The organism is Eubacterium sp. An11 (assembly GCF_002161065.1).
Taxonomy (GTDB): Bacteria; Bacillota; Clostridia; order Lachnospirales; family Lachnospiraceae; genus Anaerobutyricum; species Anaerobutyricum faecale.
In genome coordinates, this window is record NZ_NFLV01000012.1 from 18,686 (window position 1) to 38,128 (window position 19,443).

The 19,443-nt window shown below is 38.6% G+C and carries 22 protein-coding genes; 21 read left to right on the plus strand and 1 reads right to left on the minus strand.

The window, feature by feature from the left end:
• Window positions 1-20 precede the first annotated feature (20 nt).
• The 19 genes from B5E53_RS10475 (at window position 21) to B5E53_RS10565 (ending at window position 16,774) form a co-directional block, all read left to right on the plus strand.
• Window positions 21-446, plus strand: coding sequence for a hypothetical protein (locus B5E53_RS10475; protein ID WP_087314780.1), 426 nt, complete (start codon window positions 21-23; stop codon window positions 444-446).
• Window positions 434-1,648, plus strand: a complete 1,215-nt coding sequence (locus B5E53_RS10480; protein ID WP_162611895.1) for a hypothetical protein — start codon at window positions 434-436, stop codon at window positions 1,646-1,648. Before B5E53_RS10475 ends, B5E53_RS10480 begins: the two co-directional genes overlap by 13 nt.
• 43 nt (window positions 1,649-1,691) lie before the next feature.
• Window positions 1,692-2,480, plus strand: coding sequence for a hypothetical protein (locus B5E53_RS10485; RefSeq protein ID WP_087314784.1), 789 nt, complete (start codon window positions 1,692-1,694; stop codon window positions 2,478-2,480).
• Window positions 2,481-2,805: 325 nt separating this feature from the next.
• Window positions 2,806-3,303, plus strand: a complete 498-nt coding sequence (locus tag B5E53_RS19280; protein ID WP_162611896.1) for a hypothetical protein — start codon at window positions 2,806-2,808, stop codon at window positions 3,301-3,303.
• A 99-nt stretch (window positions 3,304-3,402) separates the two neighbouring features.
• Window positions 3,403-4,044 carry an ATP-binding cassette domain-containing protein gene (locus tag B5E53_RS10495; protein ID WP_087314788.1) on the plus strand — a complete coding sequence of 214 codons (642 nt, stop codon included), beginning with the start codon at window positions 3,403-3,405 and terminating at the stop codon, window positions 4,042-4,044.
• A gap of 314 nt (window positions 4,045-4,358) precedes the next feature.
• A complete protein-coding gene (locus B5E53_RS10500) occupies window positions 4,359-4,769 on the plus strand; it encodes a sigma-70 family RNA polymerase sigma factor (RefSeq protein WP_087314790.1) in 411 nt (136 codons plus the stop codon).
• A 6-nt stretch (window positions 4,770-4,775) separates the two neighbouring features.
• Window positions 4,776-5,015, plus strand: coding sequence for a helix-turn-helix domain-containing protein (locus B5E53_RS10505; protein ID WP_087314792.1), 240 nt, complete (start codon window positions 4,776-4,778; stop codon window positions 5,013-5,015).
• A 214-nt stretch (window positions 5,016-5,229) separates the two neighbouring features.
• Entirely contained in the window at window positions 5,230-5,478 is a 249-nt protein-coding gene (locus B5E53_RS10510) for a DUF6870 family protein (protein WP_087314794.1), read from the plus strand.
• A gap of 135 nt (window positions 5,479-5,613) precedes the next feature.
• Window positions 5,614-7,254 (plus strand): recombinase family protein, encoded by a 1,641-nt coding sequence (locus tag B5E53_RS10515; protein WP_162611897.1) that lies wholly within the window; start codon window positions 5,614-5,616, stop codon window positions 7,252-7,254.
• Window positions 7,255-8,961, plus strand: a complete 1,707-nt coding sequence (locus B5E53_RS10520) for a recombinase family protein (RefSeq protein ID WP_087314798.1) — start codon at window positions 7,255-7,257, stop codon at window positions 8,959-8,961. It begins immediately after the preceding gene.
• Window positions 8,951-10,534 (plus strand): recombinase family protein, encoded by a 1,584-nt coding sequence (locus B5E53_RS10525; RefSeq protein ID WP_087314800.1) that lies wholly within the window; start codon window positions 8,951-8,953, stop codon window positions 10,532-10,534. Before B5E53_RS10520 ends, B5E53_RS10525 begins: the two co-directional genes overlap by 11 nt.
• Window positions 10,535-11,186: 652 nt before the next feature.
• Window positions 11,187-12,017, plus strand: coding sequence for a MerR family transcriptional regulator (locus B5E53_RS10530; protein WP_087314803.1), 831 nt, complete (start codon window positions 11,187-11,189; stop codon window positions 12,015-12,017).
• A gap of 46 nt (window positions 12,018-12,063) precedes the next feature.
• Window positions 12,064-13,035, plus strand: coding sequence for a serine hydrolase (locus tag B5E53_RS10535; RefSeq protein WP_087314805.1), 972 nt, complete (start codon window positions 12,064-12,066; stop codon window positions 13,033-13,035).
• Window positions 13,036-13,143: 108 nt separating this feature from the next.
• On the plus strand, window positions 13,144-13,896 hold the full coding sequence (locus B5E53_RS10540) for a MerR family transcriptional regulator (protein WP_087314807.1): 753 nt from the start codon (window positions 13,144-13,146) through the stop codon (window positions 13,894-13,896).
• 76 nt (window positions 13,897-13,972) lie between these two features.
• A complete protein-coding gene (locus B5E53_RS10545; RefSeq protein WP_087314809.1) occupies window positions 13,973-14,701 on the plus strand; it encodes an ABC transporter ATP-binding protein in 729 nt (242 codons plus the stop codon).
• Complete coding sequence (locus B5E53_RS10550) at window positions 14,694-15,437, plus strand: ABC transporter permease (protein ID WP_087314811.1); 744 nt, start codon at window positions 14,694-14,696, stop codon at window positions 15,435-15,437. The genes B5E53_RS10545 and B5E53_RS10550 overlap by 8 nt, the downstream gene beginning before the upstream one ends.
• 157 nt (window positions 15,438-15,594) lie before the next feature.
• Entirely contained in the window at window positions 15,595-15,681 is an 87-nt protein-coding gene (locus B5E53_RS19745; RefSeq protein ID WP_242963639.1) for a hypothetical protein, read from the plus strand.
• A gap of 175 nt (window positions 15,682-15,856) precedes the next feature.
• The gene (locus B5E53_RS10560) at window positions 15,857-16,315 is read left to right on the plus strand and encodes a winged helix-turn-helix domain-containing protein (protein WP_087314813.1); all 459 of its coding nucleotides are present in this window, start codon (window positions 15,857-15,859) and stop codon (window positions 16,313-16,315) included.
• Window positions 16,316-16,438: 123 nt separating this feature from the next.
• Entirely contained in the window at window positions 16,439-16,774 is a 336-nt protein-coding gene (locus B5E53_RS10565) for a hypothetical protein (protein WP_087314815.1), read from the plus strand.
• A 102-nt stretch (window positions 16,775-16,876) separates the two neighbouring features.
• On the opposite strand, the gene B5E53_RS10570 is transcribed toward B5E53_RS10565, so the two are convergent.
• A complete protein-coding gene (locus B5E53_RS10570; RefSeq protein WP_005947561.1) occupies window positions 16,877-17,221 on the minus strand; it encodes a helix-turn-helix transcriptional regulator in 345 nt (114 codons plus the stop codon).
• Window positions 17,222-17,647: 426 nt separating this feature from the next.
• On the opposite strand from B5E53_RS10570, the gene B5E53_RS10575 reads away from it, so the two are divergent.
• Both B5E53_RS10575 and B5E53_RS10580 read left to right on the plus strand, forming a co-directional pair.
• Window positions 17,648-18,457, plus strand: a complete 810-nt coding sequence (locus B5E53_RS10575; protein WP_087314817.1) for a DUF3825 domain-containing protein — start codon at window positions 17,648-17,650, stop codon at window positions 18,455-18,457.
• 483 nt (window positions 18,458-18,940) lie between these two features.
• Complete coding sequence (locus tag B5E53_RS10580; RefSeq protein WP_242963633.1) at window positions 18,941-19,441, plus strand: hypothetical protein; 501 nt, start codon at window positions 18,941-18,943, stop codon at window positions 19,439-19,441.
• Window positions 19,442-19,443: the final 2 nt, after the last annotated feature.

Here is a 19,443-nt window from a genome sequence, read left to right on the forward strand (position 1 = left end):
AAGAATGGAGAGGTAATATTATGGATAAAAAATATTCAATAATTGCTGGTGTTGTTTTTTCTTTGATGATAATTGTAGGTGTTACAGTTTCAGTTGATGCACAAACAGTGGGTTACCGATACAACTTAAAAGTAGGGGAAAGTGAAACGAATTATGGCGCTACAAAAGCAGGTGGCAGTAAATTTGAAAATAAATTTTATGTGTCACATGAGTTTACTGCTGGACCATCTAATAAAGGATTAGAATTTGTGTATCATCCTAGATATAATGGAGCTAAAGTAGGAAAGAATTTGTCATTGAAAAGTCAAGAAATAGAAGCAAAAGGAAACAAAGAATATTTGTCAGGACAAGCTGTTGCCGGTAGAAAATATAAATTGCGTTGCAAAGCTAAATGCAGTAGTGCTCAGGGAGTTAATACTACAGTAACCGGAAGATGGACACCGTAAATAAATTTCACACAGCAGGCGCAAAACAATTGCGCCTGCTGCACGTTAATATTGAAGGAGGTAATATGAAAAAATCGATTTTTATTCTGAGTATATTTCTGTGTGCTTCTTTAGTATCTGCTTGTAATCAGGCTGGACAAAAGGAATCGGATCTCTCTGGAAACGGGACAGAAAATATACATAAAGTAGCTGCAAATTCAGCGATAAACGAAGATGAGATAGTATTATCTTTGGATGAAAATACACAGGTGAACGCGGAAGTATCGATACCGGAATCTTTGCAAAATATGAAAATGAATCTGGTAAAAGCCCATCGTCCAACGATGAAGGAAGAGGATGTCAAAAAGCTTTTTGCCACAGAGATAAATGTTAATAAAAAAGTGATGGACAAAGGATATAAATCTCGGGAACTGGGGGAATATGATATTGCTTTATTATACGGTAAACAGGGAGAGTTTATGGAAGTTTCACCAACCGATATTTATTTTCATACTCCCGATTATGATTTTTATCTGAACTGTCTATTTACAGATCCTGCTATTGAAGGCTATAATCTCTCACGTTTCTCCCTTACAAAAGAATTACCTTTTGCATCCCGGGAAAATGTATTTCAAGTTATAAAGAATTACTTTGATATGATTGGGGTTAGTATATCGGATGATTATGAAGCTTATTCCTTAAATCATAAAAAACTTCAAAAAGAGGAGAAACCGATGGACGCTGATGGAAAGATTTTGGAAGAAGATAAAAAGGAAAGCTGGACGAAAAAAGACGACGCTTATTATTTTATCTTCCATCAAGAGGTAGATGGTGTTCCCATTCGGCAGGTACAGTATGGAGATGGTTTTCAGGGAACTGGTATTGAACAGACGGAACTGATGGCTATTTACGGCGCCAGAGGTATGATTGCTTTTCGGGAATATTGGGGATATGTACTGGAAAAAACTACGGAAGGTAAAGAAATCATTTCTTTGGATCGCGCGCTGGAATCCCTGCAAATGAAATACGATATGTTGCTCACAGAGGACTCCACATTATTTGATGAAATTGCTCTGGAACTGATGCCTGTATTTATCAAGGATAATGAATATGAGATTCATCCGATTTGGTCATTTCGGGGACAGATTCAGGTTGAAGGCTGGCAGAGTAGTGATATAGAAATATTGTTTGATGGATTTAACGGGAAAGAAATCACATCCTAATTTATATATGCAATAAATTTAACAGACAGGAGATTATATCGTGATGAAACTTTTTAATGTTTTGTGGGCTGATAGCATGCGATGGTTTGGACGTAGGAAAATGTGGGCTGCTATTATTGGAATTGTTGTAGTTGATTATCTTATGCTGGGGCAGGACGCGACGACAATTCCTGACTCCTCTGTATTGGACATGGTTTATTTATACACCGATGATCCATTTTTTATTCTTTGTCTTATGTTGTCTGCTGCTGTGATGGGAACTTCTTATTGCGATGAAAGAGAAACAGGCTGTTTCTTTTTTTGGATGAAAAGATGTAGCAGGAAAGAATATGTCATTTCAAAGATTATGCATACATTTTTCAGTGCTTTGTTTATTCTGACTGCCGGAACGTTTATATGGATTTGTAGTATGCGGTTTTTTATGCCCTGGGCCAATCCTCAGGAAGATTTCTTTCATTCCATGACGTCAAATGGGATGGGAGAACTTTTACTCGGACAGAAGTATTTTCTTTATTTTTTTCTTCATTCTCTTGGATATGGAATGATAGGAGGGATAGTGTCTGCGGCAACCTTTTTAATCTCTATGATATTAAAAGATAAGATGATGGTGCAGGTTGTGCCAATATTTCTATATTATATCAATACTATTTTCTTTCCGTCGTATTCGCAACAATGGTATGATTATCGTTTATCAAATATTTTTTGTTTTATTAACAGCAGTATCTCTTCCACAAAATTGCTCTTAGTCAGAGGCGGTGGTGTCTGTACGGTTCTGCTTTTCATTTTTGGTACGGTGTCTTATTGGGTATTGGGGAGGAATGGATATGATTAGAATGACCATACATCTACTTTACTGCCAGTTCAGGCAATGGCGCGCCAAGAAAAATATATGGGTTTTCTGGATGCTTATTCTACTTCTTGCAGATTTATATCTGCGTCCGACTCGACGGCTCATCAATCTTTTGGGTGTTTCGCCGGATACGACTGTGTTTCCTCTCATCTGGAACAACACTTTCTTTTTGATGCTGTTTTACTTCGGGGTGATTCTGTATTTCAGTGATGTCCCTTTTCAGAATACCATGTCACAATTCTTGTTGATCCGATGCGGCAAATACCGGTATGCCTGTTCTCATATCCTTTATATTTTCTGCTCTGGCGTGATCATATCAGGATTGTTTTTTCTTATTCAGTGGGCTATGCTTCCGGCTCCGTTTTTTGGAAGCTGGGGAAAGTTCTGGGGAACAGTAGCGCAGACATCAGTTGCGTATGAAGTGGGGAGCGGAATTGAATTTCAGTATCATATTTTGTGGGACTTTACCCCGGAGGAAGCACTTGCCATTTCTTTTGTTGTTTCTATTTTACTAAATGTACTTAGCGGATTATTTTTATATTTTTGCAGCCTTTTTGGACAGAAAACAACAGGAATGTGCATTGTCGCCGTGTTTGCCGTGTTGCCTCACATTGTGAGCTGGCTGGATTTCACAACTTTTTATTGGTTTTCTCCGTATTCTTGGCTTTGCCTGGATACTACTATGAAAAATTATAATGGTTCATTACCGTCTTTGTCCTATGCGTTTCCTATACTGATTTTTCTGAATGTAATTCTGATAGTGGCCATCCTCATTCGGATATGGCTAAAGAAAGATATGGATTGATTGGCTGGTGTGATGGGAAAAGTGAAAGCCATCAACGTATGGACAATGAAATTTCAACAGATATTGCTCTGTTTAGAGAATAGGAAAGGATAATATTTCATGAAAATAATTGAAATAGAAAATGTGTCAAAGAGCTTTTCCAATAGGAAAGTTCTTGACGGAGTATCTCTTGCAATAGAAAAGGGAACTATTTGTGGACTCATTGGCAGGAATGGTTCGGGGAAAACTGTATTGATGAAATGTATTTGTGGTTTTCTTACTCCGGATTTTGGTAATATCCGCATAAGAGGTCGGGAACAAAATCGAAAACAGAATGTATCTGGTAATATGGGAATCATCATTGAGTCTCCTGGGTTTCTGGAATATGAATCTGCCTACAGAAATCTTCTTTATCTGGCGCGTTTGCGTGGTCTGATTGGAAAAAAGGAAGTAAAAGAGGCTATCGAGCAAGTAGGCTTATGCCCTAAAGACCGGAAAAAAGTAAAAAAATATTCTATGGGTATGCGTCAGCGACTGGGAATTGCTCAGGCTATTATGGAAAAGCCAGATATCCTGCTTTTGGATGAGCCTATGAATGGGCTTGATGAACAAGGAGTCGCTGATATGAGGAAATTGTTTCTTTCTTTGAAAGAAAACGGCGTTACAATTTTACTTGCAAGTCACAATTCAGAAGATATTAATTTTCTTTGCGATAGTGTGTATCGGATAGATGGGGGTAAGATAAAGTGTGAGGATGAATGACTTGTGAGAAAGTGTTTTAAAAAGGAGATTGATAAAAAGTAATCATGTTAGTTATAGTATGAAAAATTGTATCTAAATATAAAGCCAGAAAGCCTAGAATACTTTCTGGCTTTTTCTTTGTTAAATTTTGCGATTTTTTATCAGGATAGTTCAAAAACGTGGTCCGCCATCTATCAAAAACTAATACACGAGCAGAAAAAATTAAATAAAATTTTTCTTTTTTCGATTTTTTTCTGCTTTTTACCTGTTCTCGCTATGAAAGGGAGGATCAGGTATCTTTTATTACGGCTATATGCAGAGGGGAGGTGATCCCCTTGAAATTAAACCGGCGTGAAAAGGAAATCGTGCGAAGAAAATTCTGTGCTTACTGTATAAAAGTATTGCGCGGTGAAGTTTTGAACTATCTTGATGAGTTAAAAAAACAACTGGAAAGAGAAATCAGTTTTTCTGACCTTTTACAAAAAGATTGGAACCTGCTGTGTTCTTACGATGATTATGAAATAGCAGAAGAGTTTACAGTCATGGGGCAAAAAGTTTTTGTCCATGATGAATGGCTCAGCGAGGCTTTAAAAAAATTGCCGGCAAAGAAACGAGAAATTATTCTCATGCTTTTCTTTCTGGATATGACGGAACAGGAAATTGCTGCATATTTGAAGTTGGTGCAGAGTACGATACATTACCACAAAGATGATTCGTTGAAACGATTAAAAAAATACATGGAGTAAAAGCATATGAAATCACGAAAGCATAGAGAAATGCCGGAATTTGAAACAATTGAGATGGCTATCCAGGGAGATGCCGAGGCAATCAACCGTATTGTTTACTATTTCCAACCGTTCATCAATCAAAAAGCCAAAAGAAAATGTGAAGATGAATATGGAAGAACATATTATGTGACTGATGAATATATGAAACGGCGGATGGAAACAAAGTTGATTACAAAAATCCTGGATTTTAAGATTCAGGTCTAATTAGTAAGCAGAAGCATTCCCTTTCTGCTTCTGCTTACTGAAGAATATTTTTTGGGGACGCATGTGTATCTTGAGTTATTCTCACTTTGCGACAACATGTCGCAAAGCTCACTAATAAAAAGAACGTAAAAAAAACTGCTTAGTAATATCATCAGAGGAATAATTTATATTAGAAAAGGAAAGAATTAGTCATTAAAGGAAGGAGGGGTATTTTATGGAAAAAATGATTACAGCGACAGTGAATCGTTCTGAATTAAAAGACATTCATGATGTGGTAATTGATACAAAAAAACCATGTCGGGAAAGGATTAAAGATTTTATTTCACAGATGGGATCTCCGTATTGTTATCTGGATGATGGTGTAGTGGTTGAAATAGGATATGCGAACACACAAGTGAGCCTGCAGGATCGACTGGTTTCTTATGTGAGTGGAGTAGATCAGGAAATTGGAAATTTAAAGTAATGTGTAAGAGTATGTTGACATGTAGTTTAAAATTCGCCATAATAAGTATGGTTAATGAGGGCTGCTTTGTCAGCTGCTATGGATAATGTACCGGAAACAAATTTCCTGATGATTTTGGAATTAAGGAGGTTTGTTATGGTTGCAGATACAATTTTTCATTCTAAATCAGATTTAAATCTTTATGATGCAATGGCTTATTACCGTTTGTCCAAAGAAGATGGAGAAGGGGAGGTCAGTGACAGCATATCTAATCAACGTAAGCTTATTCATGCTTATATTGAAAATCACCCTAATATTACTTTAATAGAAGAAGCATATGATGATGGATACACAGGGACAAATTTTGATCGTCCAGGATTTCAAGCCGTTATTGAAGCAGTGAAATCAGGACGAGTAAACTGTGTTATAGTAAAGGATTTGTCCCGGTTGGGAAGGGAATATATAGAAACTGGAAAATATCTGGAAATGATATTCCCTTCCTTTGGAGTACGTTTTATTGCAATCAACGACGATATCGACAGTGAGAAGACAACGACTGGAGAGGATATCATCATTCCTATAAAAAATATTATGAATGAATCCTATTGCCGTGAATTGTCAAAAAAATTAAGAAATCAATTTCGGATACAGCGAAGCAAGGGAGAGTATTTAGGAGCGTTTGTTTGCTTTGGATATCACAAATCTTTGAAGGATAAACATAAACTTGTCATTGATGAGTATGCTGCAGAAATAGTACGAAGTATTTTTTCTATGAAGATAAAGGGATACAGCCAGGCTCAGATTGCAAATTTTTTAAATAAAGAACAGATTTTGCCACCAGCTGAGTATAAGAAAAGCATTGGACTAAAATATCAAAGTGGTTTTCAGGGTACTTCCCAGACAGGATGGAGGGCTGTCACGGTCAGTAGAATTCTGAAAAATCCTATTTACATTGGAACATTAGTGCAGGGTAAACGTGGTACACCGAATTATAAAATAAAAAAAATGAGGGTGCGCGATGAAAATGAATGGGTCGTTGTTGAACATAATCATCCTCCTATTATTGATTCATTGATTTTTTCTACCGTGCAAAAACTGATGGAACGAGATACACGTCGATCTCCGTATCGGAATACGGTCCTTCCTTTAGCAGGGACATTGTTTTGTCCAGACTGTCATCGTGCGATGCAGCTTAGAAATGTGAAAAGAGGAAATCGAAAATATTATTATTACGTTTGTGCAACATATAAAAATGGAAAAGGGTGTAGCAGCCATAGCATTGAGCAAAAAAAATTAGAAAATATTGTTCTCCGGACAGTCATCAATCAGATTCAAATGATTGTGGAAATGGATCAGCTGATACAGAAAATGGATGCACAGATAGCCGTAAATTTTAGGGTAAAAGGTCTTGACATTAAGATTGCAAAAAAGAATGAGGATCTGGACGGTCTGAAAGAATACCGTGCAAAGTTATATGAAGCATTGACAGAAGATTTGATAGACCGTGATGAATATAATAAAATGCGTCAGAAATATACCATCCAGATTCAGGAAACAGAAGAAACTATCCGTAAACTGAATTTGCAGAGAGAGAACATACTGCTAAAACCAGATATGGATCGGAATTGGGTACTGCAATTTGCAAAATATCAGAATATGCAGGAATTATCCAGAGAAGCAGTTGTCACGATGATTGACCGTATTTATGTATACGGAAACAGCAGAATTAAGATTGATTTTAACTATAGAGATGAAATTGCCCGATATCAGAATCTTTTGGATCAGGAGGTAATGTAAATGGCACGAAAAAGCAGAGTAGCAATCCGGGTAGAACAACAAAAGAAACCAAATAGGATTATTTTGGCAGGCCAGTATGGACGTCTTTCTGTGGAGGACGGAGACAACATAGAACAAAATTCTATTGGGAATCAGCAAAAGATGTGCATACACTATCTGGATGCTCATCCAGAAATCAAACTGGTCGATCAATATTTTGATAATGGATATACGGGGATGAATTATGTTCGTCCAGGTTTTCAACGTATGATGGAAGATATAAGGAAAGGGCGTATCAACTGTATTATAGTGAAAGATATTTCGCGTATCGGAAGACATTTTGTCATGACTTCCGAATTGGTAGAACGTATATTTCCAGAGATGGGCATTCGTCTGATCTGTATCAATGATAATTATGACAGTGAAGAAGTAAACGCAGATAGTTCTGCATTAATGATGCCGTTAAAAATGGTCATGAATGATTATTATGTCAAGGATATTTCCAGGAAAATTCGTTCCAGTATTTCAGCAAAAATGAAAAATGGAGAATATCTTCCTTCTTCATCCAGTATCCCATATGGTTATATTCGAAATCAAGATGCACTTACGTACGATATCGACATAGAAACTGCTGAAGTAGTAAAGCGGATTTATGCATGCCGTGCAGCTGGTCAAAGTATTAGCCAGATTGCACGTCAGCTGAATGAGGATAATATTCCATCTCCTGGACATCTTCGATATTTAAGAGGGATGACAACCGCACAGAAGTATGAAAATGCAGTATGGATACGAATAACCGTAAGAAAGATACTCCATAATCCAGTATATGTTGGATGGCGTATCCACGGATCTGTAAAAAGTACGAAGGTTGGGCAGAAAAAAGAATGTCGTCCTGAAAATGAATGGCAGATTATCAAAGATTCTCATCCTCCCATTATCTCAAAAGAGCTTTTTGATCAAGTGCAGCAGGTGAACAAAGAAGAATTGCAAAAGCGAAAGAATTTTACGAAAAGAAATAAGGTGTTTGAAAATCATAAAGAACTGTTCCAGGGAAAAGTGTTCTGTGATGAATGTGGCAGTATTATGGGAGCTGCTAAGGGGTGTGCTCGAGCAGGGGCAAAAACATCCAGCAGACTTTTTTTTGATTGTAACCGATATCGGGATTCTGGACGCACAAAGTGTGACAGTCATTATATTCGACAGGAAAAACTACTGCAGATTGTTACAAATCTTCTGAATCAGCAAGTTAAGATGGCCGTGGATGCAGAACAGTTCATAGAAAAAGTGCAAAAGATGACAAAAGTCCAATTATATCAAAAAGAAGCTTCCAGTAAATATGCAAGAATATCTATAAAAAGAAAAAATCTGGAAATGAGATTACAGAGGATGATGGAAGATTTGATCCAAGGAATTATTGATAAAGAAGAATTTCAATATATGAAAACTAAATATGACCGGGAATATGAAAACTTGATAGAAGAAGAGACAAAAGCATCTGCAGATATGCAGTCATTATCTTCAGCCATAGGAAGTACTCAAAAATGGATAGAAGCAGTAAAAAAATACCAAGACTTACCAGAATTGAACCGGGAAGTTATGGATCTTTTGATAAAGGAAATCCGAGTTACAAAAACACGGCAGGTCAAGATCATACTGAATTATGCAGATCCTTATCAGCCAATCCATCAGTATCTACAGAAAATTGAGGTGATGGAGTATGCTATCTAAAAAAGGAGAATTTTATTATCTCAGATTGTCTAAAGAAGATGGTGATAAGGAAAATGGATCGGATGAGGAAAGCTACAGTATTACCTCCCAAAGAAAATGTATAAAAAATTTTTTGAAAAAGAATGGATTTTTTGCAGATAATTTTGAAGAGATCATTGACGACGGATATTCTGGAACAAACATGGATCGGCCTGGAATGCAGCGGTTGTTGAAGATGGTACGAAAAGGTCAGGTAAAAACGATCATTGTCCGTGACCTGTCAAGATTTGCGCGTAATTACTTAGAAGTTGGTCATTATCTGGAATTTGTATTTCCGGTATATCAAGTCCGATTTATTTCGGTTATTGATCAGTTTGACAGCCAGTCAGTTGGAGAAACGACGGGAGGTTTTGAAATAGCAGTAAAAAATCTCCTCAATCAGATGTACAGCAGAGACCTTTCAAGAAAGATTAAAAGTGTAATGGATTTGAAAAAGATAAACGGCGAATATGTTTATGGCACGGCACCTTATGGGTACAGAAAAGGAGAAAAGAAAAACACCATTTTGATTGATCCGCCGGCAGCTAAGGTAGTAAAACAGATCTTCGAATGGGCAGCCACAGGCATGACTGTTACCCAAATTGCAAGAAAACTGAATGAGGAGCATGTAACAACACCATCTGTTTATCTAGCATCGGTACGGGGAAACTATAAAACCTGTGCACAGTGGTCATATGTGTCAGTGCATAATATTTTGGAGAATCGAATTTATACAGGAGATACGGTCCCGTTCAAATCCCATGTGGTGCGGGTAGGAAGTAATTTGGTGAAGCAGGTTCCCGAAGAGCTTTGGGAAATCATACCGGATACACATGAAGCTGTCATATCCCGTGAACTATATTATCAGGCAAAAAAAGTAATTAAGTCAAATAAGAAGTCAAAACCGTCATCCCATAAAAATCCATTTACTTCTCTTTTGATTTGTGGATGCTGCGGGAAACGAATGATAAAAGGAAAGGCTCAAAACAAAAACTGGATATGTGTTTCCCATCGGTATTATCCGGATTCCGACTGTAAAAAAGTACGTTTTCCTGAAGAAAAACTAAAAGAAATCGTTTTGAGAGCCATCATAACTCAGTGCAAATTGATGGATGTCAAAATAAAACAAATCCGGGAAGAAAATAAAGATATGAAGTTGGAAAACAATCTTCTTCAAAAAGAATTTAAAAAACTAAAGGGACAGCTGGACCATTTGGAAGCTACAAAACTCCAATATTATGAAGAATATGTTCAAGGAGCTATCACTAAAGATGAATTTTTCTGTAAGAAACAAGGGACAGCAAAAAAGGTGGAAGAATTTAAACTGCAGATAAACATCCTTGCTCAGAAAATAGAGGAGGAAAAGAAAAAAGAAAAAGATCGAGAATGTCAAATTTCTATTGTAGAACCGGTGACGAAATATCAGGAGATCACAGAATTAACCCCAAAACTGACCAAAGAGTTAATCCGTGAGATTGTAATTAATCCAAATGGAAGTATTCATATTGAGTGGAATTTTTGTGATGAATTGATGGGAGAAGGGAATGGTGAATGAAATTTTTTTGGATAAGGTCATGTGAGTATTAGGATTTATATTAAAGTGGAAAATGAACGATAATCCAATTCGTGTACATTGTTGGTAGAGAAGAAGTATTGGGTACCGCAATTTACAGCTGTACCCAGTGTACTTCTTAATTTAATAATGCCAGAATATAATTGTGTATTAGAAATATGTGATAGGTAATAGAAAAGAAATATTTATATTATAATATGTAGAAAGTGTATTCCAAAAGCAAAAATGAATTGATAGGTTACCACATACAATGCATGTGGAGACAGTTGTCTTGATGTCAAAAGTCAAAGAATAAGATAGCGAAAAAGTGTAGAAAACAAGGGATTTCCGGGAGTCGGGGCTTGTCAGAGGACAGGTTTTGGCTCCCGGATTTTTTCGTTTTATGGGTAAGTGGGAACTGGTCTACTGTGAAAAATGGCGGAGAGTGGAGTGGTTGATTTTGATATTGGGGGTGTTGAGTTGACAGGTTGGATAAAAGAGGTGTCGAGTTGACAGGATTGTTAAATCAGATAAAACTTGCAATTCTTTTTATATTCGATTAATATGCGACTACCTTGAAAATGCGTATGAAAAGTGCCGTTGACTTTTCCCTTGGGGCAAAGTTTATACTGGTACTGGAAAGGAGGCCTATTATATGTTGACGATTGGAGAATTTTCGAGTATATGCCGAGTATCCACAAAAACACTTCGGTATTATGCAGAAATAGGATTGATACTTCCAGAAGAAATCAATCCAGAAAATGGGTATCGTTATTATTCTATTAATCAGTTGGAGACGATGCTGTTTATTAATCGGCTGAAAGCGTATCATTTTTCGTTGGAAGAGATTAAGGCAATTCTTGAGTCAGAGGAGGCAATGGATGACAAACTATATGCGGCCCTTAGTAAAAAGAAAAAAGAGATTTCAATGCAAATGATGATGTATAAAAATATGTTGGAGCAGATAGATGCTGATATGTCTGCCATAAGAAAGGGCAAGTCGATTATGTCATATATGGAAGATATTGGTATAGAACTGGTGGAGGTGCCAAAGATGTATCTTCTGTCCATACGAAAGATGATTCAGGAACAGGATTTTCCTGATGAGTATGGGTATTGCTTTGAAAAGCTGTTTAAGAAAATGAAGGAAAAGAACCTGACAGCATCCGCTCCACCAATGGTTTTATTCCATAGTGATGAATATAGTCCATTTGGACTGGATACAGAATTTGCTGTCCCAATCAACGAGTATGCAACGGGAACAAGGGATTTTTATCCTGGACTTTGTTTGAAAACTGTTGTGCATGGTTCCTACTCTCAGCTCTCTTCTGTTTATGCGAAGCAAATTGAATGGGCAGAAAAAGAAGGGTACGAAAATTGTAATGCACTTTATGAAGTTTATGTAACAAGTCCTTCGGAGGTTTTGCAGGAGAGCGATTTCATTACAGAGGTCTATTATCCAGTAAAAAAGATATTAAAAAAATAAAGCAGAAAAAATGCGTTTACAAATAGGTTAAAGGAAAGGAGATATCATGGATCAGAAAAGAATTAGAGAACTCGAACAAAAAATCAGCACTGATTATGGGAATACCACAGGTGTGGCGGTATTAAAAGAAGGAAAATTGGTATATGAAAAATATTTCAAGGGATGTACAAGAGAAAGCCAGGTTCATGTTTATTCTGTAACAAAAAGTATTATTTCAATACTGATTGGGATTGCAGTAGATAGAGGATATATCCAAAGTGTTGATCAGAAAGTGCTGGATTTTTTCCCTGGATACATAGTAAGAAAGAGAGAAAACACCATCCAAAATATCACAGTCAAGGATATGCTGACAATGACAGCACCTTATAAGTATCGTTTTTTTGCTCCATATGTGAAATATTTTACTAGTGAGGATTGGGTGAAATTTTCTTTAGACCAGCTAGGGGGCCGGGGGAAGATCGGAACATTCCGATATGCACCTCTGATTGGTCCGGATATTTTTTCAGGAATATTAGTAAAAGCAACAGGGCAGTCAGTATTTGAGTTTGCAGATGAAAATTTATTTTCACCATTAGAAATTCATGTAGATGGAGATTTGATGTTTAAAAGCAAGGAGGAACAACTGGCATTTAATGAATCTATAGATACCAGCGGATGGGTACGGGACTCATTAGGGATTCATACAGCGGGTTGGGGACTTACACTTTCCCCTATGGATATGGCAAAAATTGGTCAGTTATATTTGAATAAAGGCATATGGAACGGAAAACGAATTGTATCAGAAAAATGGGTGGAAGAAAGTACGAGAGAGCATAGCCGATGGAAGAAACATGATTTATCGTATGGATATTTATGGTGGGTAAATGAAGATGGTTATGCAGCGATGGGGGATGGAGGAAATATAATTTATGTGAATACAAAAGATAAAATAGTTGTGTCATCTTCTGCGCTTTTTGTGCCAAAGATAAGGGATAGGATAGACTTAATCAAAACATATATTGAACCAATATTTAGATAGACTGAGAATAAACTTGCTATTCAGGGCATTCTACGGTAAACTAAAAAACCCTACATTATAACACCAGACTTATAAAATATGACATAATGAGGGATGGAGGTGCGTTGAATGAATACATATAAGACAATAGACATAGCAAGGATAATCGGCATACATGTAAATACGGTACGTTTATATGAAAAGTGCGGTTTAATTCCAAAACCAGAGCGGTTAGAGAATGGTTACCGGGTATTTACTGACCTGCATATCGAACAATTTAAATTAGCGCGGGCGGCTCTCCAGGTGGAAGTTCTTCAAAATGGACTTCGTAAACAAGCGGTTGACATTATTAAGGTTTCTGCTTTGAGGAATTATGAGAAAGCTATGGAATTGACCAGGCGATACATTGCTCAGATAGACATCGAAAAAGCCAATGCAGAAGAAGCGATACGGATTACCCATAGTATTTTATCGGGTATGAGTGAAAGCAATGTTGGAGTGCAGAGGACATATAGAAGAAAGGAAGCAGCAGATATATTAGGGGTAACGATCGATACATTAAGAAATTGGGAGCTGAATGGTCTGTTTACCATCAAGCGAACTGAAAACAGATACCGAGTGTACACAGAAGAAGATATGCTTCGCTTGAAAATTATACGCTCTCTTCGTTGTGCAAACTATTCTCTCTCTGCTATTTTAAGAATGCTTCAGGCCTTATCGGATGATCCGCAAACTAATATCCGAATAGCTATTAATACACCAAAGGAAGATGATGATATCATAAGGGCTTGCGATAAGCTATTGACTTCATTGAATGAGGCAAAAAACAATGCTTTTTATGTAACTTGTCAGATTGAGAAGATGAAAAAAATATCAGAATAAAAACCCTACAGTTACCCACCATAGTTGGATTGGATGCTAATCTTTATTTCAGAATTAAAATAAGGAGGCATACGAAATGGAAAAAACAATCCAAATTTCCGGGCTGAGTAAATCTTATGATGGAAAGAAAGTGATTGAGAATCTCAGCTTCTCAGTTGCTGCGGGTGAAGTGTACGGTCTGCTTGGAGCAAATGGCGTAGGCAAGAGTACTACAATAGAATGTATCCTTGGGACAAAGAAAGCGGATTCGGGAACGGTTCGCATTTTGGGGCTAGACCCGTGGACGGAGCGAAAGCAACTTTTTAAGCAGGTTGGGGTACAGTTCCAGGAAGCAAATTATCCAGACAAGATCAAGGTAAAAGAATTGTGTGAGGAAACGATCTGCCTTTATAGGTATCCACTGGCATATAAAGAGTTGCTGCACAAATTTGGTCTGGCAGATAAGGAAAACGCTTTTGTAAACGAGTTATCTGGAGGTCAGAAGCAAAGATTATTCATTGTGTTGTCTCTTATCCCTAATCCTAGGGTGGTCTTTTTGGATGAGCTTACCACAGGGCTTGATACAAAAGCGAGAAGAGGTGTTTGGAAAAGCCTGCAGGAGTTAAAGAAACATGGCCTGACAATATTTCTGTCTTCTCATTTCATGGACGAGGTGGAAATTCTCTGTGACCGGATTGGTATCCTGAAGGATGGCGGATTCGCCTTTGAAGGGACTGTGGAAGAAGCGGTGGCATTAAGTCCCTATGAGAAATTGGAAGATGCGTATTTGTGGTTTACTGGAGAGGAGGAAGAAGACAATGAATAAATTTTTTACAATGTTGAAAACAGAACTGAAGTTATCCTTCCGGGGAATGGACATGGTTATTTTTGCTCTCTGTATGCCGGTAGTGGTTGCTGTAATTTTGGGAGTCATTTATGGAGCAAAAACAGCGGCTCCCGAAGTAAAATATACCTTTTTGGAACAGTCCTTCGGGGCATTATCGACCATTGCGATTTGTGCAGGTGGTGTGATGGGGCTTCCGCTGTTGATTTCCGATTATCGTCAGAAAAAGATATTAAAAAGATATAAAGTTACGCCTACAAGTCCGGCATTTCTGCTCGCAGTGTGGGTGACGATTTATGCAATCTACTCGTTGCTGTCCTTGTGCCTTGTTTTTGGAGTTTTGTCCATCTTTTTTGGATGCAGGTTCAACGGATCGATAGGAATTTTCTTGTTCATGTATCTTCTGGTGATGTTTTCGATGTTCAGCATCGGACTTATGGTAGGAGGTGTTGCGCCTGATACGAAAACAGCCAGTGTGGCTGCCAGCCTCCTGTATTTTCCGATGCTCATTTTTTCAGGGGCAACCTTACCTTATGAAGTGATGCCGTCTGCATTGCAGAAAATTGCAGATGTTTTGCCTTTGACACAGGGAATTAAGTTGCTGAAAGCAACTTCGTTGGGCCTACCGTTAGAATCAGTCTGGTTTCCAATTGCAATCATGGCGGTGGTCACAGTGGTCTGTGGAGGTATTGCCATACGTTTTTTCAAATGGGAATAGATACGGAATTTGTATTTAACTTTCTAATGACAATTTAAATTGCCACCTACCAAAGTACGAGAGTCGTTTGACTCTCGTATAATGTGAAGTTTTATAATGAAGAGCAGGTGGTTTCTTTGTTAAAATAGGACAATTTTCAGTCCTATTTCAAATCAGTATCTACATGTTGAGGCATTATAATGAAATTGGTCTGTTGATTCCGGAGCAGGTAGATGAGCTTATAGGGTTACAGATATTACAGTGAAGGGCTGCCGCTAATTGCGGGGAAGATACAGGCATTGAAAAGTATGGACCTGAGTCTGAATTTGATTAAGGAAATATAGACAAAGTATTTGGACAACAAAGGTTTAAAAATTATTTTGAACTCCAGGCTATAGAGCAAAAAGAGAAGATAAAATAGAAACTGCAATTTTGTTCTTATGATTTTAGCGGCACAGCGAGGTGAGTATGTGGGAAAGCTGATTGTACTTTCGTTGGATGAATCAGAAAAAATTATATATGACAAAATAATGAAAATCGTAGGAGAATCAGATATTTGTGTGGATAAAACATTATTAAAAGAGCAGGAACCAATGCGAATCGGCGAATTATATATTCAGTCGGAGCAGCATAAAGTTTTGAAACGAGATCAGGAAGTGAGACTGACAAATATTGAGTTCCGAATTCTGTATGTACTGGCTCTTCATCAAGGTAGCATTCTTTCTAAAGAACAAATTTATAACTTCGTCTGGAATGGGGAGTATCTCCGGGATGACAGCAACATCACTTCCCATATCCGCCGCCTTCGAAAGAAAATTGAAGATGACCCTAGCCGGCCTGAGTATATCCAGACTGTACGAGGGGTTGGTTATCGAATGAATATGGTAAAAAAGGAATAGGCAGTGTTCTGAAGCGTAACGCTTGGAATGCTGCCTATTCCTTTTTTAGGAACGAGTAGGGTTTGGTATGGTGTAATATCTGCGGATATATTAATAATAATTAGCAGACTGGAGGAATGGAATATGCAGAACAAAGTATGGGAACAGGTTGGATGTTTTTTGAATAAGCTTCGTTGTGAAAATGTGACGAGGGACACCGCAGTTGAGGTGCCGGGATATAGAGATACACAGCAGGAATTAGAGGAGATGCGTGAAACGTGTGAGGAGATAGTTCGTAGTCTTCCTGAAGATCAGTGGCAAACGCTGTTGGAGTGGATGGCAAAGCTGGAAGATATGAATTCTATGGAGGGGCAGAAGGCATACTGTCAAGGATATGTAGACTGCATCCTTCTATTAAGCGGTCTGGGACTTTTCCGGCAGGAGATATCTCCAGAGGAATTGATTAAACAGATACAGTGACGAAAAGGCTCATTTTTGCAGGAGGATTCCGGTGCAGGGATGAGCCTTGAAAATTACAGGAAAAATGTGATGTAAACACCGCCTGAATACCGCCTTTATCTGTTACTCTGAATCTGAAGGCATTTCACTCTCGGACAGCAACGCTTCTGTGGTGGCAAGGATGACACGGAGTTGCCCTTCATCACAGCGTGTAAGTAGACGCTCAATCTGCTGATATGTAGTATTGGTCAGATTCTCGTTTGGATAGATAACAGTATCTGCTGACAGGTTGAAGTAGCGGATTACTTTTTCGAAGACATCGTAGCTCGGATTGTTCCGGAAGCGCTCCAGGTCTTTGAGATATGGTAAAGAAATATCCAGTATTTCAGCTAATTCTGCTTGTGTGAGTTTTTTATCCATTCGTGCATTTTTCAGCACGATGCCGAACTGTCTTGGATGAATAGCCATGATATCACCTCCTGTAAGTATGTTAGTGCCATACCTTTGAAAAGTAAAAATGGCGATACAAGACTTTTTGAGAATGGTACAACCATACTTGCTGGAAGAATGGAGATGTTTTTGATGGATAGAGGAGTGGTTTTACGGTTAAAAAAATTCAGGCAGTATCCGTAGAGAACTGCACCATCAATAGTATGGAAGAGCCATACTTCCACAAAATTATTATCTCACATAGGGAAAAGGCGTGAATGCAGTGGTGTCTGCAGGAACGCCTTTTCCCTATTTTGTATTTCAGGGAGTATGGGACACGGGAAAGGAGTGAGGAAGAAATGGGACCATAGAAATAATAGTCAGTTATATGAATACATGAGATAGAGTGCCATTGGAAGAGATTGGACGGTGGAAAATACAGATTGTTATGAAAGGAACATAAGAATGATAGAAACGGATTTATTTGATTTTGCTTATGTGCCGGACTGGTACGGACAATTGGATGAGTTGTCGAAACTGGCTCTGCCGGAGCCATGGCGGTTCAAGAAGCCAATTTATAAGACGAAAAATGAGGATACCCCCATACTGGAGCGGTACATACATATTGTTTTCCGAAAGCAGAGCATTGATTTTAATTCAGAAAGGGATGCCAGGAAAGCGGCAGGTTATTTTCATGTGGAAAATGAGTGTGCCTGTTTTCATACAGGATTATACACATCCCGATACAAAGGGATTTATGCCTGCTTTGATCGGAACCATAAAAAGACTTCGATGAAAGATTGGTACTTCAGGGGATTCTGCGATGAACTGTCACCGTTTCTGAAATATGTGCAGCCATTGCCGCAGATGCCCTCCTACTATATGGCGCAGAACGGCGCAGGTTTTCAACCAGACTGGCCTATCAGGGTCAACGTGGAACACATATTGGGAGACACAGAAAATCTGGAGCGTATTCCAGCGAAAATCCGTAAAGCCAGGAATCTGCCACTTTTATTTGAAACGGCAGTGGAACTTGGCAGGAGAAAGACAGTAGTTGAGCCGGGGCTTATAGTGCCGCAAGGGTATCAGGGAAAGATGCAGTATCTTCTCCCGATATATCTGACGAATGAGAAAAAGCCTGATCTTGCCCTGACACTGACAGTTATGGAAGGATATTATTTGGGTAATACATGCCTGACACTGGAAATGGCTTATTTGAATGCCAGAGTAATATCAAGGCCGATAGCTCCCTGGCTGACAGAACTTGTAAAATAAAAGGAATCAAGATGATTCATATACTCCCTACCCCTGAATGCCGGATAGCAGCCAAGAAAGGAGTGTATGTGATATGCAAAGAAAGAAGGAGGTACAGGCCAATGGACTAGAGAAGAAAAGGAGATCCATTCTATGTCCAAAATGCGGACACAGGCTATTGGATGCATCTGTAAATACAAAAGCACAGTTGGTTACCCCGACAAGGAACTGTAATCCCGATTTCGTGATAAAGTGCAGGCATTGCAGTTCAGAAATCGGGGTAATTAAAACTGAATAGAGGAAATCTGATTCGCTCCAAATGTTTACGCAGGGAGCTGACCGAGGCGCTACGGTAATACGGCAAGTCCCATAAGGAATGTATATGGGATAGGGAAACGGATAGCTAAATCGGGACAAGGATCATTCGTTTGTTTGAGCATGATGCACGAGGGGGAAATTTCATTCCTTAGTTATCGGTTAAACCCTCATGATACCATCTGAAAGATGATGGAGACGACATTGAGCCTGGCAAGCGGCACTTTTGTGCTGCTTGTCAGGCTCTTTTTTATTTTAGCGGCTCAGGTGCCGCCTGCCGGGCTCCGAAAGGAGAACGGCAAATTGAAAATCAATTACACATTTGCAAATGGTGAGACTTCTGACGTAGAGGTCAGAGAAGAAATCGGAAACTTGATTCTGGATTCCAGACGGGAGGAAAGCAATCAGGATCGGAAAGAGCGGTACCATTGCTATTCCCTGGATGCGGCGGAATATGAAGGCGCGGATTATGCGGACGGCAGTACGCCGGAGACAGAACTTTTTCTGCAGCTTGAAAACCAGCGGATCAAAAAGGCGTTCGAGCAGCTCTCGGAAGTACAGCGGCGCAGGCTGCTGATGCTGGCCGAAGGGGTATCCCTTCGGGAGATCGCCCGCAGGGAGGGCAAGGATATCAAGTCCATCCGGGAATCCATCGAAGGGGCCAGAAAAAAGTTTTTGAAATATTTCTGAGA

Bases quoted from the DNA above. Each gene is read 5' to 3' on its own strand.
- B5E53_RS10475 (WP_087314780.1), top strand. From the start codon at position 21: ATGGATAAAAAATATTCAATAATTGCTGGTGTTGTTTTTTCTTTGATG.
- B5E53_RS10480 (WP_162611895.1), top strand. From the start codon at position 434: ATGGACACCGTAAATAAATTTCACACAGCAGGCGCAAAACAATTGCGC.
- B5E53_RS10485 (WP_087314784.1), top strand. From the start codon at position 1,692: ATGAAACTTTTTAATGTTTTGTGGGCTGATAGCATGCGATGGTTTGGA.
- B5E53_RS10495 (WP_087314788.1), top strand. From the start codon at position 3,403: ATGAAAATAATTGAAATAGAAAATGTGTCAAAGAGCTTTTCCAATAGG.
- B5E53_RS10505 (WP_087314792.1), top strand. From the start codon at position 4,776: ATGAAATCACGAAAGCATAGAGAAATGCCGGAATTTGAAACAATTGAG.
- B5E53_RS10510 (WP_087314794.1), top strand. From the start codon at position 5,230: ATGGAAAAAATGATTACAGCGACAGTGAATCGTTCTGAATTAAAAGAC.
- B5E53_RS10515 (WP_162611897.1), top strand. From the start codon at position 5,614: ATGGTTGCAGATACAATTTTTCATTCTAAATCAGATTTAAATCTTTAT.
- B5E53_RS10520 (WP_087314798.1), top strand. From the start codon at position 7,255: ATGGCACGAAAAAGCAGAGTAGCAATCCGGGTAGAACAACAAAAGAAA.
- B5E53_RS10525 (WP_087314800.1), top strand. From the start codon at position 8,951: ATGCTATCTAAAAAAGGAGAATTTTATTATCTCAGATTGTCTAAAGAA.
- B5E53_RS10530 (WP_087314803.1), top strand. From the start codon at position 11,187: ATGTTGACGATTGGAGAATTTTCGAGTATATGCCGAGTATCCACAAAA.
- B5E53_RS10535 (WP_087314805.1), top strand. From the start codon at position 12,064: ATGGATCAGAAAAGAATTAGAGAACTCGAACAAAAAATCAGCACTGAT.
- B5E53_RS10540 (WP_087314807.1), top strand. From the start codon at position 13,144: ATGAATACATATAAGACAATAGACATAGCAAGGATAATCGGCATACAT.
- B5E53_RS10545 (WP_087314809.1), top strand. From the start codon at position 13,973: ATGGAAAAAACAATCCAAATTTCCGGGCTGAGTAAATCTTATGATGGA.
- B5E53_RS10550 (WP_087314811.1), top strand. From the start codon at position 14,694: ATGAATAAATTTTTTACAATGTTGAAAACAGAACTGAAGTTATCCTTC.
- B5E53_RS10560 (WP_087314813.1), top strand. From the start codon at position 15,857: ATGATTTTAGCGGCACAGCGAGGTGAGTATGTGGGAAAGCTGATTGTA.
- B5E53_RS10565 (WP_087314815.1), top strand. From the start codon at position 16,439: ATGCAGAACAAAGTATGGGAACAGGTTGGATGTTTTTTGAATAAGCTT.
- B5E53_RS10570 (WP_005947561.1), bottom strand. From the start codon at position 17,221: ATGGCTATTCATCCAAGACAGTTCGGCATCGTGCTGAAAAATGCACGA.
- B5E53_RS10575 (WP_087314817.1), top strand. From the start codon at position 17,648: ATGATAGAAACGGATTTATTTGATTTTGCTTATGTGCCGGACTGGTAC.
- B5E53_RS10580 (WP_242963633.1), top strand. From the start codon at position 18,941: ATGATGGAGACGACATTGAGCCTGGCAAGCGGCACTTTTGTGCTGCTT.